This window comes from Pantoea sp. X-Soil-ISGK-275 (genome assembly GCF_059730795.1).
In genome coordinates, this window is the sequence record NZ_AP035976.1 from 1,680,099 (window position 1) to 1,694,634 (window position 14,536).

14 protein-coding genes are annotated in these 14,536 nt (G+C 53.3%); 11 read left to right on the top strand and 3 right to left on the bottom strand.

Annotation, left to right across the window (positions count from 1 at the left end; genetic code table 11):
* The first annotated feature begins 6 nt into the window (after positions 1-6).
* Positions 7-1,650: a flagellar hook-associated protein FlgK gene (flgK, locus tag AC6I8A_RS07815; RefSeq protein WP_497818266.1), complete on the top strand. Its 1,644-nt coding sequence runs from the start codon at positions 7-9 to the stop codon at positions 1,648-1,650.
* A gap of 17 nt (positions 1,651-1,667) precedes the next feature.
* Positions 1,668-2,630 carry a flagellar hook-associated protein FlgL gene (gene flgL / locus AC6I8A_RS07820; protein ID WP_497818267.1) on the top strand — a complete coding sequence of 321 codons (963 nt, stop codon included), beginning with the start codon at positions 1,668-1,670 and terminating at the stop codon, positions 2,628-2,630.
* A 170-nt stretch (positions 2,631-2,800) separates the two neighbouring features.
* Here the strand turns inward: flgL and rne are convergent, their stop codons facing one another.
* A complete protein-coding gene (gene rne / locus AC6I8A_RS07825; protein ID WP_497818268.1) occupies positions 2,801-6,067 on the bottom strand; it encodes a ribonuclease E in 3,267 nt (1,088 codons plus the stop codon).
* A gap of 64 nt (positions 6,068-6,131) precedes the next feature.
* Positions 6,132-6,338: a hypothetical protein gene (locus tag AC6I8A_RS07830; RefSeq protein ID WP_101760841.1), complete on the bottom strand. Its 207-nt coding sequence runs from the start codon at positions 6,336-6,338 to the stop codon at positions 6,132-6,134.
* Positions 6,339-6,639: 301 nt separating this feature from the next.
* On the opposite strand from AC6I8A_RS07830, the gene rluC reads away from it, so the two are divergent.
* Positions 6,640-7,596 (top strand): 23S rRNA pseudouridine(955/2504/2580) synthase RluC, encoded by a 957-nt coding sequence (gene rluC / locus AC6I8A_RS07835; protein ID WP_497818269.1) that lies wholly within the window; start codon positions 6,640-6,642, stop codon positions 7,594-7,596.
* An 11-nt stretch (positions 7,597-7,607) separates the two neighbouring features.
* Here the strand turns inward: rluC and AC6I8A_RS07840 are convergent, their stop codons facing one another.
* Positions 7,608-8,192: a Maf family protein gene (locus tag AC6I8A_RS07840; RefSeq protein WP_436332241.1), complete on the bottom strand. Its 585-nt coding sequence runs from the start codon at positions 8,190-8,192 to the stop codon at positions 7,608-7,610.
* Between the two features lie 140 nt (positions 8,193-8,332).
* On the opposite strand from AC6I8A_RS07840, the gene yceD reads away from it, so the two are divergent.
* The 8 genes from yceD (at position 8,333) to fabF (ending at position 14,472) form a co-directional block, all read left to right on the top strand.
* A complete protein-coding gene (yceD, locus tag AC6I8A_RS07845; RefSeq protein ID WP_007885785.1) occupies positions 8,333-8,854 on the top strand; it encodes a 23S rRNA accumulation protein YceD in 522 nt (173 codons plus the stop codon).
* A gap of 14 nt (positions 8,855-8,868) precedes the next feature.
* Positions 8,869-9,039 (top strand): 50S ribosomal protein L32, encoded by a 171-nt coding sequence (gene rpmF / locus AC6I8A_RS07850; protein WP_007885783.1) that lies wholly within the window; start codon positions 8,869-8,871, stop codon positions 9,037-9,039.
* Positions 9,040-9,065: 26 nt separating this feature from the next.
* Positions 9,066-10,106, top strand: a complete 1,041-nt coding sequence (plsX, locus tag AC6I8A_RS07855; protein WP_256696197.1) for a phosphate acyltransferase PlsX — start codon at positions 9,066-9,068, stop codon at positions 10,104-10,106.
* On the top strand, positions 10,107-11,060 hold the full coding sequence (locus AC6I8A_RS07860; protein WP_497818270.1) for a beta-ketoacyl-ACP synthase III: 954 nt from the start codon (positions 10,107-10,109) through the stop codon (positions 11,058-11,060).
* Positions 11,061-11,076: 16 nt separating this feature from the next.
* Complete coding sequence (gene fabD, locus AC6I8A_RS07865) at positions 11,077-12,009, top strand: ACP S-malonyltransferase (RefSeq protein ID WP_497818271.1); 933 nt, start codon at positions 11,077-11,079, stop codon at positions 12,007-12,009.
* Between the two features lie 10 nt (positions 12,010-12,019).
* Positions 12,020-12,754 carry a 3-oxoacyl-ACP reductase FabG gene (gene fabG, locus AC6I8A_RS07870; protein ID WP_007885776.1) on the top strand — a complete coding sequence of 245 codons (735 nt, stop codon included), beginning with the start codon at positions 12,020-12,022 and terminating at the stop codon, positions 12,752-12,754.
* A gap of 153 nt (positions 12,755-12,907) precedes the next feature.
* Positions 12,908-13,144, top strand: coding sequence for an acyl carrier protein (acpP, locus tag AC6I8A_RS07875; protein WP_256696199.1), 237 nt, complete (start codon positions 12,908-12,910; stop codon positions 13,142-13,144).
* An 86-nt stretch (positions 13,145-13,230) separates the two neighbouring features.
* The gene (gene fabF / locus AC6I8A_RS07880; protein ID WP_497818272.1) at positions 13,231-14,472 is read left to right on the top strand and encodes a beta-ketoacyl-ACP synthase II; all 1,242 of its coding nucleotides are present in this window, start codon (positions 13,231-13,233) and stop codon (positions 14,470-14,472) included.
* Positions 14,473-14,536 lie beyond the last annotated feature (64 nt).

Sequence of the window (14,536 nt, forward strand, 5' to 3'; positions counted from 1 at the left end):
ACCGAGATGTCCAGCATAATTAACTCAGCGATGAGTGGGCTGAGCGCCGCACAGGCTGCATTAAGCACCACCAGTAATAACATCAGCAATTACACGGTAGCGGGCTATTCGCGTCAGACGGCGATTCTGTCGCAGTCGAACAGCACCCTGCAGGGCAACAGCTATTACGGCAACGGTGTGACGCTCTCCGGCGTGCAGCGTGAGTATGACGAGTTCATCACTGCCCAGCTACGTGGCTCCAGCGCCAACTACAGCGCCGTGAATACGCAGTACAACCAAATTTCTAACATTGATGATCTGCTGTCGACGTCGACCACCAGCTTGTCGACCTCAATCCAAAGCTTCTTCACCAACGTGCAGAACGTGGTGAGTAACGCCAACGATCCGTCGGCGCGTCAGTCAATGCTGAGCTATGCACAAGGTCTGGTGAATCAGTTCCAGACCACGGCGCAATATCTCAATAATATGCAGAACAGCGTTAACACCGATATCGCCTCGAACGTCGACCAAATCAATACCTTCACCAGCCAGATTGCCGACCTGAACAGCCAGATCGCCAAGCTGACCACCGGCGGTGGCGCGGCGCCGAACAATTTGCTGGATCAGCGCGATCAGTTGGTGAATAGCCTGAACAATGTGGTGGGCGTTAACGTATCCCAGCAAGATGGTAGCTATATCGTCTCAATGGGCAGCGTGACCTTGGTGAACGGTAAAAACTCGACCAGTTTGGTGGCGATGCCGTCCAGCAGCGATTCAACACGTACCACTGTCGGCTATGTCGATAAGCAGGCGGGTAACGTTGAGATCCCTGAGAAGACGTTAACCACCGGTTCCCTTGGTGGTTTGCTGGCGTTCCGCACGCAGGATCTGGATACCGCGCAAAATCAGCTCGGCCAGTTAGCTGCGGCGTTCACTACAAGTTTCAATACCGTGCACAGCGAAGGCTATGACAGCAACGGCGATCAGGGCGGTAACTTCTTTAATATCGGTTCGCCAACCGTGGTCAGCAACAGCAAGAATACTTCGGCCGCCACCGTGACGGCGGAGTGGACCGACACCAAAGCGTTGAAAGCCACTAATTACACCGTAAGTTACGATGGCAGTGACTGGTCAGTGACGCGCATGTCTGACAACGTGAAGTTTAACGTCACGCCGGATGCGACCAATGGCACGCTGAGTTTTGATGGCCTGAAGTTGACAGTCAGTACCTCACCTGCGCCCAATGCAAAAGACAGTTTCCTGGTGAAACCGGTACAAAATGTGATTGGTGGCATGTCGGTGGCGATTACTGATGAGTCGCAGATTGCAGCAGCGTCTAGCGCGAACAGTGGTGAAAGTGATAATACAAACGCGCAAAAACTGCTGGCTTTGCAAGATGAAAAGTTAGTGAACGGTAATGCGACGATCTCGCAAGTTTACGCCAGCTTGGTCAGTACAGTGGGTAATAAAACCAGCACCCTTGAAACCGCCAGTACTACGCAGAAGAATGTGGTAACTCAGCTTAGTGACCGTCAGCAGTCAGTGTCCGGCGTGAACCTTGATGAAGAGTATGCCAACCTTACCAAGTACCAGCAGTTTTATATGGCGAATGCGCAGGTTCTGCAAACAGCAAATACTATTTTTAATGCCTTGATGGGCATTCGTGGCTAATTGGAGAAATCATAACCATGAGACTCAGCACGAGTATGATCTTCGACCAGCAGGTGCGCGGCATTAGCGATGCGCAATCTTCTTGGTTAAAAGTTGGGGCACAGCTTTCTACTGGACGTCGTGTTAGCAACCCGTCTGACGATCCGATTGCAGCATCGCGTTCCATCGTGTTGTCACAGTCGCAGACTAAAAGCAGCCAATATGCGACGGCGCGTAGCTTCGCAAATCAAAGTTTGTCGCTGGAAGAGAATTCACTGTCCAGCGTGACGTCAAGCATTACCAAAGCGCAGGAAATTATTGTTGCCGCATCCACCGGCACACTCAGCGATGATGATCGTGCGTCGTATGCCACTCAGTTGCAGGGAATTCGTGACGAGATCCTGAACCAGGCTAACAGTAAAGACGGCTCCGGGCGTTACATTTTTGCTGGTTACAAGACCGATGTTGCGCCGTTCTCTGATACTGCTGGTGGCGTTACGTATGTCGGTGGTACGGAAGCGATTACTCAGAAAGTTGATGAAAGCCGCACTATGTCTGTGAGCGATACGGGAAGCTCGGTGTTTATGGCTATCACCAGCAATGCTAAACCTGAACCGGATGGAAGGCCGAGTGAAAAAAGTCTTTTTGCGATGCTTGATGGTGCGATTGCCGCGCTGAAAGTACCACAAGAGAATGCTGATGCTGCTACTACACAGTCTTTTACCGACGCGATGAATAAAACGAACCGTGGTTTAAGTAACTCGTTAAATAATGTGCTTACGGTGCGTTCTGCAATTGGGACTCAAATGGCTGAGTTGGATACGCTTGATGGTCAAGGCGACGATCGAGATTTGATTCTTAGTTCGCAAATGAGCGACCTGGTTGATGTCGATTACACCGCGGCTATTTCCAGCTACACCATGCAACAGACGGCGCTGCAAGCTTCGTATAAGACCTTTACCGATATGTCGCAGATGTCGCTGTTCCAACTCAATTCTTAATTAGCCTGAACCTTTGAGCGTACTTTAACCGGGTGCGCTTAGTTTCTCCCACCGCCTTTCGGGGCCGTGGGATTTTTTTTGCCTGTTATTCCTGGCGCCATTTATGGCGGTCGCAGGCAATAAAAAACCCCGGACTGGCCGGGGTTTGATGTCGACTGACTTGCTAGAGGTTACGCGCTTTCCGGACGGGTTGCCGGAGCGGTGGCCTGATGCGTCGCGCTGTGACCGCCAGCAGAGCCGCGACCTTCGAAACCAAACGCTGGACGGACCCAGTCGCTATTGCGAACCGGTTCAGGTTCCCACGCCGGTGCCGGTGCTTTGGTCATCGGTGCAGTTGCGTGATGTTTAAAGCGCGTCTCAACCGTGGTCACTGCGGTATCACGTGCCGCAACCGGCGCATGAGGTTCCGTGACCGGTGTGACTTCGGCTTCAGCCGCAACTGGCGCAGCCAGCACGTCTTCAACCTGAGCTTCCACTGCTGGCGAAACATCAGCTGGCGCCTGTTCAACAACCGCAGCCACTTCGCTAACTGCTTCTTCAGGTTTCGCTTCTTCAACAACAACAGCCGGTTCCGCTTCAGCTGCGGTTTCCTGAGCAACCTGTTCATCAGCAGCGGGAATTACGGCTGGCTCTTCGTTAACAGGCGCGGCAATTGGCGAGACGTCATCAGTATTCACCACTGGCACATCGGTATGTGCTTGTGGTTCAGCCTGATGCACCACTTCTTCAGTAGCAACCTGCTCAACGGCCGGTTCAACAGCAGCCGGCTGAGTTTCTGCATCAGCGGCTTGCTGGTAGCCGTAATCCGTCACTTCATGCATCGCATCTTGCGTGCTGTACTCTTCCTGCGCTTGCGCAACCGGGTAAGAGATCCACACTTTGCCTGACGCCATTTCTGGAGAGGCAGCAGCCGATTCCAGCGGCATTGCTGACTGCGTTGGGTAACGCTCGTCACGATAACGACGACGACGCTGGCCACTCACGCGCAGGTGACGCGGTGAACGACGTGAACGGCGCGGCATATTGGCGCTATCACGGTTATCGCTATCATCTTGCTCGTCATTGCTGGCTTCAGGATGTTCCTGGTACTGAGCGCGCGGCGCAGTTTCAATGGCGGCTTCGTGCACCACTGGCGCTTCGGCAGCAATTTCAGTGGTGTCGCTCACACGCACGCGCTGTGACAGCTGACGCTGCTTACGACGCGGCATGACCTGAACGCGTTCTTCTTCCTGCTCGACGTTTTCGTCAGCGACATGCGCCTGAACAACCGGCTCAGCGGCTTTCTGATCCTGCTGCTGAGTGCGCTTCTCTTCCTGACGACGACGCTGGCGATCGGCACGTTGTTCGCGGCGCTGTTGCTGCTGCTCATCACGTTGCTCAAGCGCTTCATCGCTCAGGACCGGACGCGCTTCACGCGGCTCGTTCTGACGCTTGTTGCGACGATTGTCCTGATTATCACGCGGTTCACGGGCTTCACGTGGCTCACGTGCTTCACGCGGTTCGCGCGGTTCACGACCTTCGCGCACCTGACCATTCTCGCCATTACGCGGAGTACGTTCGCGACGGTTGTTGCGGCGATTGTTATTGTTGCGACGTTCGCCACGCTGCTGGGTATTTTCAGATTCAGCAGCAACAACGGCTGGGGATTCTTGTTTAGTTTCAGCAGGAGCCGCAGCTGGTGCATCACCGGCAAACAGTTTCTTCAATCCGCTCAGCAGGCGTGCCACGAAGCCGGTGTTAGTCACCGCTGGTGCTGCAACTGCAGGCTTAGTTTTCACTTCTGCTGCTGGCTGGGACTCTTTCACCACTTCAACCGGCGCAGGCGGCGCATCAGGCATCGCGAAGGCGGCCAGTGCTGGCTGCTCCGGACGACGACGCTCAGCATGCTCTTCTTCAGAAGGCAGCGCCATTTCCGCTTCGTGCAGTTTCGGCAAGTGATAGCTCAGCGTTTGCGTCTCTTCGCCGGTGCGAACACGCAGTACCGAGTAGTGTGGCGTTTCCATCTGATCGTTTGGCACGATGATGGCACGCACGCCGCCCTGGCGTTTTTCGATGGCGCTAACGGCGTCACGCTTTTCGTTCAGCAGGTAAGAGGCGACCTGTACCGGAACAATCGCATGCACTTCTTTGGTGTTGTCTTTCAGCGCTTCTTCTTCAATCAGACGCAGAATAGACAGCGACAGTGATTCGTTATCACGGATGGTGCCGGTACCGCTACAGCGTGGGCAGACGTGATGGCTGGATTCACCCAGTGACGGGCTCAGACGCTGACGCGACATCTCCAGCAAACCGAAGCGTGAAATGTGGCTGATCTGAATACGCGCACGATCCTGGCGCACCGCTTCACGCAGACGGTTTTCCACCGCGCGCTGGTGGCGCACTGGCGTCATGTCGATGAAGTCGATAACGATCAGGCCGCCGAGATCGCGCAGACGCAATTGGCGAGCAATCTCATCGGCCGCTTCCAGGTTGGTGTTATAGGCAGTTTCTTCGATATCACCGCCGCGAGTAGCGCGTGCGGAGTTGATATCAATCGCCGTCAGGGCTTCGGTGCTATCGATAACAATCGATCCGCCTGATGGCAGACGCACTTCACGCTGGAAGGCTGATTCAATCTGCGATTCGATTTGGTAGTGGCTGAACAGCGGAATTTCGCCAGTGTAAAGTTTGATTTTGCTGCTGAAGTCTGGACGACCCAGTGCAGCAATGTGCTGACGAGCCAGTTCCAGGACTTTTGGATTATCGATAAGGATTTCACCGATATCCTGACGCAGATAGTCGCGGAAGGCGCGCACGATAACGTTGCTTTCCTGATGGATCAGGAAAGGCGCCGGGCGGCTGTCTGCGGCTTTCTTAATGGCTTCCCAGTGCTTCATACGGAAGCTGAGATCCCACTGCAGTGATTCGGCAGATTTGCCTACGCCCGCTGTACGGACGATTAATCCCATGCCGTCAGGAAGTTCCAGTGCGGAAAGTGCTTCTTTTAATTCGGTACGATCGTCGCCCTCAATGCGGCGTGAAATACCACCGGCACGTGGGTTGTTCGGCATCAATACCAGATAGCTACCGGCCAGAGAAATAAAGGTAGTGAGTGCTGCACCTTTATTACCGCGTTCCTCTTTATCAATTTGAACGATAACTTCCTGACCTTCACGCAGCACATCTTTGATATTCGGACGACCATGTGCGTTGTAATTGGCGGGGAAGTATTCGCGGGAAATTTCTTTCAGAGGGAGGAAACCGTGACGTTCTGCACCGTAATCAACAAATGCAGCTTCAAGGCTGGGTTCAACGCGGGTGATTTTACCTTTGTATATGTTGGCTTTTTTCTGTTCGTGTCCAGGACTTTCAATATCCAGATCGTACAGACGTTGTCCATCAACCAGGGCAACGCGCAACTCCTCCTGCTGAGTTGCGTTAATTAACATTCTTTTCATCGTGACTTACTCGTTATTCTCACATGAGTGATCTAGCTGCGGGCATCGTTACCCTGGACGAGAATCAACCGATGGCCCCGTGTCTTAATGCACTGACGTCAACCTCACGGTTGTCGGCGGCTAAAGGGGCGCAAATCTTGTCGGTGGCCTGTTTTTCATAAGGAAATCCAGCGCCTGAAGGTGGAAATGTTACAGAGTATTCAAAAATCCACACATCCTGGTCTGTCGTCCAGGCCGCAACCCGCAGCCCGCTAAGTGCCTGATTTAACATTACGTCTTACGCCATTGCTGCGTGTCCGTTCAATCCGGCAAAATGACTTATTTCGCTCTTTATCCTGCCTGAATCTCTCCAGGGCAGAAACCCCTGCATTATTCCATTGCTAACCAACATTAAGCAAGGCGACTTTTGCCAAGCTGAGAAGTTTATTCGTCCATAACCTGTTCATTTGCAGGGCTAATCATCGCATCGCTGAAAATGTCGCCATTTTCACCGTTTCATCACGCGACAAAGAGAGAGTTAAGCACAGAAAAAGGGGTGGCGCTATCCAGGGACACTAATTAGAATCGCCGCCATGAAAACAGAGAATCCCGGCGTACAGTATGTCGCCATCACGGCTGAAAATGCCGGACAACGAATTGATAACTTTTTGCGCACCCAGCTCAAGGGCGTGCCGAAAAGCATGATTTATCGCATTTTGCGTAAAGGTGAAGTGCGGGTGAATAAAAAGCGCGTTAAACCGGAATATAAGCTGGAGGATGGCGACGAGCTGCGTATTCCGCCGGTGCGGGTTGCCGAGCGCGAAGAGAATACGGTTTCACCGAAGCTGGATAAAGTCGCGGCGCTCACCAATGCCATTCTCTATGAAGATGATTACCTGATGGTGCTGAATAAGCCGTCGGGCACGGCGGTGCACGGCGGCAGCGGATTAAGTTTCGGCGTGATTGAAGGGCTGCGTGCGTTGCGTCCGGAAGCGCGATTCCTTGAGTTAGTCCATCGCCTCGATCGTGATACTTCCGGCATCCTGCTGGTGGCGAAGAAGCGTTCTGCGTTGCGCTCTCTGCATGAGCAGCTGCGCGAAAAAGGCATGCAGAAGGATTATCTGGCGCTAGTGCGCGGTGACTGGCCGTCGCATCTGAAAGTCGTGCAGGCACCGCTGCTGAAAAACATTTTGCAGAGCGGCGAGCGTGTGGTGCGCGTGAGTGCGGAAGGCAAGCCTTCTGAGACACGCTTTAAAGTCGAAGAGCGCTTCGGTTTCGCGACCTTGGTGAAAGCCAGTCCGGTGACCGGCCGTACGCATCAGATTCGTGTGCATACGCTGCACGGCGGCCATCCAATCGCCTTTGACGATCGTTACGGTGACCGCGACTTTGATGCGCAATTGGGTTCGACGGGCTTATCGCGTCTGTTCCTGCATGCTGCAGCGTTGACCTTTACCCATCCCAACACCGGAGAAGTGCTGCGGATGGAAGCGCCACTGGATGGCGCACTCAAGAATTGCCTCGCCAAACTGCGTCAGAAAAAAACCTGATTATCCGGGCATCAACACAATGCGTTGATGCCCACCTTTCTTAGCATTTCATCCAGCGCAATCAGCGGTAAGCCAATCAAGGTATTGGGATCGCGACCTTCCAGCCTGTCAAATAAACAAATCCCCAAACCTTCGCTTTTGAAACTGCCAGCGCACTGCAGCGGCTTTTCTTTATCAACGTAGCCCCGAATCTCTTCAGCACTCAATTCGCGGAAATGTACGATAAAGGGTTCGCAAATGACCGATTGTTTGCCGCTCTGCGGTTGCAATAGCGCCAGACCGGTATAAAAGGTGATGGTGTTGCCGCTGGCGGCTGCGAGTTGCTGGCAGGCTTTCTCCACCGTATGCGGTTTACCGGTTATCTCGCCATTCAGCACGCAAACCTGATCGGACCCGATTATCCAGCTGTCTTGGTAACGTGCTGCCAGCGCCTCCGCTTTGGCTAATGCCAGACGCTGCACCAGCTCAGGGGCCGTTTCATTCGGCAGCGGGGATTCGTCGCAATCCGGGGCGGCGGTAATAAAAGGCAGGCCCAGCTTGCTCAGCAACGCCTGACGAAAAGGGGAGGTAGAGGCTAAAACCAAAGGTGTCGTCATTTTTTTTCAGAATAGATAGCGTAAAGATGACAGTCATTTTAAACTATGCGCCGCACTGGATGCGACTAACGGGTGAAAGATGCCGTAAACCGGCCTTTTTCTTTGACTCTATGACGTTACAAAGTTAATATGCGCGCCCTATGCAAAAGGTAAAATTACCCCTGACGCTCGATCCGGTCCGCGCCGCGCAAAAACGCCTTGATTATCATGGTGTTTATGCACCTGAATTGGTGGCGCGCTTGGCCGAAACGGTCGTGAGTGTGGACAGTGAAGTTGAATGCGATATGTCGTTTGCGGTTGATAACCAGCGCCTCGCCGTTCTGCAAGGAACAGCCGAAGTGCAGGTGACTCTGTCATGTCAACGCTGCAACCAGTCGTTTCCACGTCATGTTCACGTAAGCTATTGCTTCAGTCCTGTCTCTTCTGATGAGCAGGCCGAGGCACTGCCGGAAGCCTACGAGCCAGTTGATGTCAATGATTTTGGTGAGATCGACTTGCTGGCAGTGATCGAAGATGAGCTCATCCTCGCGCTGCCCGTGGTTCCGGTGCATGATTCTGAACACTGTGAAGTGTCCGACGCGGACATGGTGTTTGGTCAACTGCCTCCAGAGGCAGAAAAACCAAATCCCTTTGCCGTATTAGCCAGTTTAAAGCGTAAGTAATAGGAGTAAGGTCCATGGCCGTACAACAGAATAAACCAACCCGTTCTAAGCGTGGTATGCGTCGTTCACACGATGCTCTGACCACTGCTGCTCTGTCAGTAGATAAAGTTTCTGGCGAAACTCATCTGCGTCACCATATCACTGCGGATGGTTACTACCGCGGTCGCAAGGTTATCACCAAGTAATCCTCGCGATTACACAAGGCGATACCTTGACACGTTTGACCCTGGCAGTTGATGCCATGGGCGGGGACTTCGGTCCTTGCGTGACAGTGCCTGCAGCCTTGCAGGCACTGGCCTCTCATTCGGAGCTGGTTCTTCTTCTGGTCGGCGATCCCGACATCATCTCGTCATTTCTTGCCAAAGCGGATTCCTCGTTACAGAGGCGTGTGCAGGTTATTCCTGCCGAATCGGTTATTGCAAGTGATGCCAAACCTTCTCAGGCGATTCGTAATAGTCGCGGCAGTTCAATGCGTGTGGCGTTAGAGTTGGTGAAAGAGGGGAAAGCACAAGGCTGTGTCAGTGCGGGAAATACCGGTGCGCTGATGGGGCTGGCGAAAATGTTATTAAAACCGCTGGATGGCATTGAGCGTCCGGCGTTGATGACGGTATTGCCGCATCAGCAGCATGGCAAAACGGTGGTGCTGGATCTCGGCGCTAACGTTGAATCTGACAGCGCTATGCTGGTGCAGTTTGCGATCATGGGCGCTGTAATGGCCGAAGAAGTGCTGGAGATCGCCCAGCCGCGTGTGGCGCTGCTGAATATTGGTCAGGAAGAGACCAAAGGATTAGAAACAATCCGCGCCGCATCTGCAGTGCTGCGAGCGTCACCGCAAATCAACTATATTGGATACCTTGAGGGGAACGATCTCCTCACCGGCAAGACGGATGTGCTGGTTTGTGATGGCTTCGTCGGTAACGTCACGTTGAAGACCATGGAAGGCGTGGTAAGAATGTTCCTCTCTCTGATCAAATCGTCAGAGGAAGGAAAAAAACGGGCCTGGTGGCTAACATTGCTGGGGCGCTGGATTCAAAAGCGTCTGGCAAAGCGTTTCGGCCATCTCAACCCCGACCAGTACAATGGCGCTTGTCTGTTAGGATTGCGCGGGACAGTGATCAAAAGCCACGGTGCGGCGAATCAACGTGCATTTGCCGTGGCGATAGAGCAGGCAGAGCAGACGGTGCGAAAGCAAGTCCCAGAGAGGATTGCGGCGCGCCTTGACACTGTATTAGCCAGGAGTGACAAAGCGTAGATGTTTACCAAAATTATCGGTACGGGCAGCTATTTGCCTGAGCAGATTCGCTCCAATGCGGATCTGGAAAAAATGGTCGAGACGACGGACGAGTGGATTGTCACTCGTACCGGCATCCGTGAGCGCCGTATTGCCGCTCCGGATGAAACCGTTGCTACTATGGGCTTCACCGCAGCACAGCGCGCGCTGGAAATGGCGGGTGTGAATGCGAGCGAAGTTGGCCTGATCATTGTGGCAACCACCTCTTCAAGCCATGCCTTCCCTAGTTCAGCGTGCATGATCCAGCAGATGCTGGAGATCAGCGATTGCGCTGCCTTCGATCTGGCCGCTGCCTGTGCGGGATTCACCTATGCACTGAGCGTTGCCGATCAATACATCAAAAATGGTGTGGTAAAACATGCGCTGGTGATCGGTGCAGACGTGCTAGCACGTACGCTCGATCCTAACGATCGTGGCACTATCATTCTGTTTGGTGATGGCGCGGGCGCGGTGGTACTAAGCCAGAGTGAAGAGCCAGGCATCCTTTCTACCCATCTGCACGCCGACGGCCGTTACAGCAAACTGCTGACGCTGCCGTATCAGGATCGTGCCCATCAGGATGAGCCTGCTTATCTGACGATGGCGGGCAACGAAGTCTTCAAAGTGGCCGTGACTGAACTGGCGCACATTGTTGATGAAACTCTGCAAGCCAACAATCTTGATCGTGAAATGCTCGACTGGCTGGTGCCGCATCAGGCGAACCTGCGCATTATTAGCGCAACCGCCAAAAAGCTCGGCATGGGCATGGATAAAGTTGTCGTCACGCTGGATCGTCACGGTAATACCTCGGCCGCGTCAGTGCCAAGTGCACTTGACGAAGCGGTGCGCGATGGCCGTATCAAACCGGGACAACTAATTTTGCTGGAAGCCTTTGGTGGTGGTTTCACCTGGGGTTCTGCGCTGGTTCGCTTTTGATTGACAGGAACGAAAGATGACGCAATTTGCTTATGTTTTCCCAGGACAGGGTTCGCAGACCGTCGGCATGTTAGCCGAGCTGGCTGCCGAAAACCCGCAGGTTGAAGCCACTTTCCGTGAAGCTTCTGATGCGCTGGGTTATGACTTATGGCAGTTGGTCCAGCAAGGACCTGCTGAAGAATTGAATAAAACCTGGCAGACGCAGCCTGCGTTACTGGCGGCTTCTGTTGCTATCTATCGCGTATTGCAGAGCAAAAATGTGGTGCAGCCAACCATGATGGCCGGCCACAGCCTCGGTGAATACTCGGCGTTGGTTTGTGCCGGTGTGCTGAATTTCGCAGACGCCATTAAACTGGTTGAACTGCGTGGCAAACTGATGCAGGAAGCGGTACCAGAAGGTACTGGCGCCATGCAGGCGATTATCGGTCTGGATGATGCATCCATCCGCAAAGCTTGTGAAGAAAGTGCACAAGGTCAGGTGGTTTCACCGGTTAACTTTAACTCGCCGGGCCAGGTGGTTATCGCTGGCAACAAAGAAGCGGTTGAGCGTGCGGGTGCAGCTTGTAAAGCTGCCGGTGCCAAACGTGCACTGCCGCTGCCAGTCAGCGTGCCATCACACTGTGCGTTGATGAAGCCTGCTGCCGATAAATTGGCGGTGGCGCTCGAAACGATCACCTTCAATGCCCCTGCGGTGCCGGTGGTGAACAACGTCGACGTGAAGTGTGAAACTGAAGCTGCTGCGATTCGAAGCGCATTGGTTCGTCAGCTGTATAGCCCGGTGCGCTGGACCGAATCGGTCGAGTTTATTGCTGCGCAGGGCGTTGAACAGCTGCTGGAAGTCGGTCCAGGTAAAGTCCTGACCGGTCTGACCAAACGTATTGTGGATAGCCTGAGTGCTGCTGCGGTGAACGATTCTGCTTCACTGAGTGCTGCACTTTCACAGGAATAAGAGGAAAAACATGAGCTTTGAAGGTAAAGTAGCGCTGGTTACCGGTGCAAGCCGTGGAATTGGTCGCGCCATTGCGGAAACGCTGGCTGCGCGCGGTGCCAAAGTGGTGGGAACCGCCACCAGTGCAAGCGGTGCGGAAGCAATCAGTGCGTACCTCGGCGACAAGGGCAAAGGCCTGCTGCTGAACGTCACTGATGCCGCCTCAATTGAGAGCGTCCTCGAACAAGTTCGCGCCGAATTTGGCGAAGTGGACATTTTAGTCAATAATGCAGGCATTACGCGTGACAATCTGTTGATGCGCATGAAAGACGATGAGTGGGCGGATATCCTTGATACCAACCTGACATCTGTCTTCCGTCTTTCTAAGGCGGTTATGCGTGCCATGATGAAAAAACGCGTGGGCCGTATCATTACCATCGGTTCTGTAGTTGGGACCATGGGTAACGCGGGTCAGGCAAACTATGCGGCAGCAAAAGCAGGTTTGATTGGCTTTAGCAAATCACTGGCGCGAGAAATTGCGTCACGTGGCATTACTGTAAACGTCGTGGCTCCGGGCTTTATTGAGACGGACATGACGCGTGCACTGAACGAAGATCAACGTTCGGGTATTTTGGCAGAAGTTCCAGCAGGTCGTTTAGGTGACCCGCAGGAGATTGCCAATGCTGTTGCATTCTTAGCCTCTGACGAAGCAGCCTACATCACGGGTGAGACGCTTCATGTCAATGGCGGCATGTACATGGTCTGATAATCACGAAAACATTTGCTTTATCTGCGGTAAACACCGCAGAATAACGCAAAATCGTGGTTCGACCAGCCGGGATTTTGTTGCATCTTTTTCAACATTTTATACACTACGAAAACCATCGCGAAAGCGAGTTTTGATAGGAAATTAAATAGTATGAGCGATATCGAACAACGCGTTAAGAAAATCGTAGCTGAGCAGCTGGGTGTTAAAGAAGACGAAGTGATTAACACTGCTTCTTTCGTTGAAGACCTTGGTGCAGATTCTCTTGACACCGTTGAGCTGGTAATGGCTCTGGAAGAAGAGTTTGATACTGAAATTCCAGACGAAGAAGCTGAGAAAATCACTACCGTTCAGGCAGCGATCGACTACATCAATAGCCACAACGGCTAATGAATATCTTCAGGCGGTCACCTCGACCGCCTGAGTTTTATGTTTGCCCCACATAGCGTTATTTTTTCCCTCCCTGGAGGACGTGCGTGTCTAAGCGTCGTGTAGTTGTGACTGGTCTTGGCATGTTGTCTCCTGTCGGCAATACCGTAGAGTCTACCTGGAGTGCTCTCCTTGCCGGTCAGAGCGGCATTAGCCTGATCGACCATTTTGATACTAGTGCCTATGCAACGCGTTTTGCGGGCTTAGTAAGAGATTTTAATTGCGATGATTTCATCTCGCGCAAAGATCAGCGCAAGATGGATGACTTCATCCAATACGGCATCGTTGCAGGCATTCAGGCTATGGCAGACTCCGGTCTGGTCGTAACCGATGAGAATGCTGGTCGCATTGGTGCGGCAATCGGTTCTGGTATTGGCGGACTGGGTTTAATCGAAGATAACCACAGCTCGCTGGTCAACGGTGGACCGCGCAAAATCAGCCCATTCTTTGTGCCTTCTACCATCGTCAACATGGTTGCAGGTCACCTCACCATCATGTACGGCCTGAAAGGTCCAAGCATCTCGATCGCAACTGCCTGTACGTCTGGTGTGCACAACATTGGTCATGCGGCGCGTATCATTGCGTATAACGATGCTGATGTGATGCTGGCCGGTGGTGCGGAGAAAGCCAGTACGCCATTAGGCGTTGGTGGTTTTGGTGCTGCTCGAGCGCTCTCCACGCGTAATGACAATCCTCAGGCGGCAAGCCGTCCGTGGGATAAAGATCGTGACGGTTTCGTGTTGGGTGACGGTGCTGGCATTATCGTACTGGAAGAGTACGAACACGCGAAGAAACGTGGTGCGAAGATTTATGCTGAGATCATTGGTTTCGGCATGAGCAGCGATGCTTACCACATGACGTCACCTCCGGAAGACGGTTCAGGTGCAGCAGCAGCGATGGTTAACGCGTTGCGTGACGCGCAGCTGAACGCTGAGCAGATTGGTTATGTCAACGCGCACGGCACTTCGACGCCCGCCGGTGACAAAGCGGAAGCGCAGGCGGTGAAATCGGTGTTTGGTGCGGCGGCTCACAGTGTGATGGTCAGCTCAACTAAGTCGATGACTGGCCACCTGTTGGGCGCTGCGGGCGCGGTAGAAGCGATTTATTCGATTCTGGCGCTGCGCGACCAGGCGATTCCACCAACCATCAACCTCGACAATCCTGACGAAGGTTGCGATCTGGACTTCGTGCCGCATACGGCGCGCCAGGTCAGCGGACTGGAGTACGCTTTGTGTAACTCCTTTGGATTTGGCGGCACTAACGGCTCGCTGATCTTCCGCAAAGTTTAATCGCTCCTCAGCCATACAGAGGCCCGCAATGCGGGCCTTTTTTATATATTCTACCGGGGTAATC

Excerpts from the sequence above, each read along its gene's own strand:
- flgK (WP_497818266.1), top strand. The coding sequence starts at position 7 with ATGTCCAGCATAATTAACTCAGCGATGAGTGGGCTGAGCGCCGCACAG.
- flgL (WP_497818267.1), top strand. The coding sequence starts at position 1,668 with ATGAGACTCAGCACGAGTATGATCTTCGACCAGCAGGTGCGCGGCATT.
- rne (WP_497818268.1), bottom strand. The coding sequence starts at position 6,067 with ATGAAAAGAATGTTAATTAACGCAACTCAGCAGGAGGAGTTGCGCGTT.
- AC6I8A_RS07830 (WP_101760841.1), bottom strand. The coding sequence starts at position 6,338 with ATGTTAAATCAGGCACTTAGCGGGCTGCGGGTTGCGGCCTGGACGACA.
- rluC (WP_497818269.1), top strand. The coding sequence starts at position 6,640 with ATGAAAACAGAGAATCCCGGCGTACAGTATGTCGCCATCACGGCTGAA.
- AC6I8A_RS07840 (WP_436332241.1), bottom strand. The coding sequence starts at position 8,192 with ATGACGACACCTTTGGTTTTAGCCTCTACCTCCCCTTTTCGTCAGGCG.
- yceD (WP_007885785.1), top strand. The coding sequence starts at position 8,333 with ATGCAAAAGGTAAAATTACCCCTGACGCTCGATCCGGTCCGCGCCGCG.
- rpmF (WP_007885783.1), top strand. The coding sequence starts at position 8,869 with ATGGCCGTACAACAGAATAAACCAACCCGTTCTAAGCGTGGTATGCGT.
- AC6I8A_RS07860 (WP_497818270.1), top strand. The coding sequence starts at position 10,107 with ATGTTTACCAAAATTATCGGTACGGGCAGCTATTTGCCTGAGCAGATT.
- fabD (WP_497818271.1), top strand. The coding sequence starts at position 11,077 with ATGACGCAATTTGCTTATGTTTTCCCAGGACAGGGTTCGCAGACCGTC.
- fabG (WP_007885776.1), top strand. The coding sequence starts at position 12,020 with ATGAGCTTTGAAGGTAAAGTAGCGCTGGTTACCGGTGCAAGCCGTGGA.
- acpP (WP_256696199.1), top strand. The coding sequence starts at position 12,908 with ATGAGCGATATCGAACAACGCGTTAAGAAAATCGTAGCTGAGCAGCTG.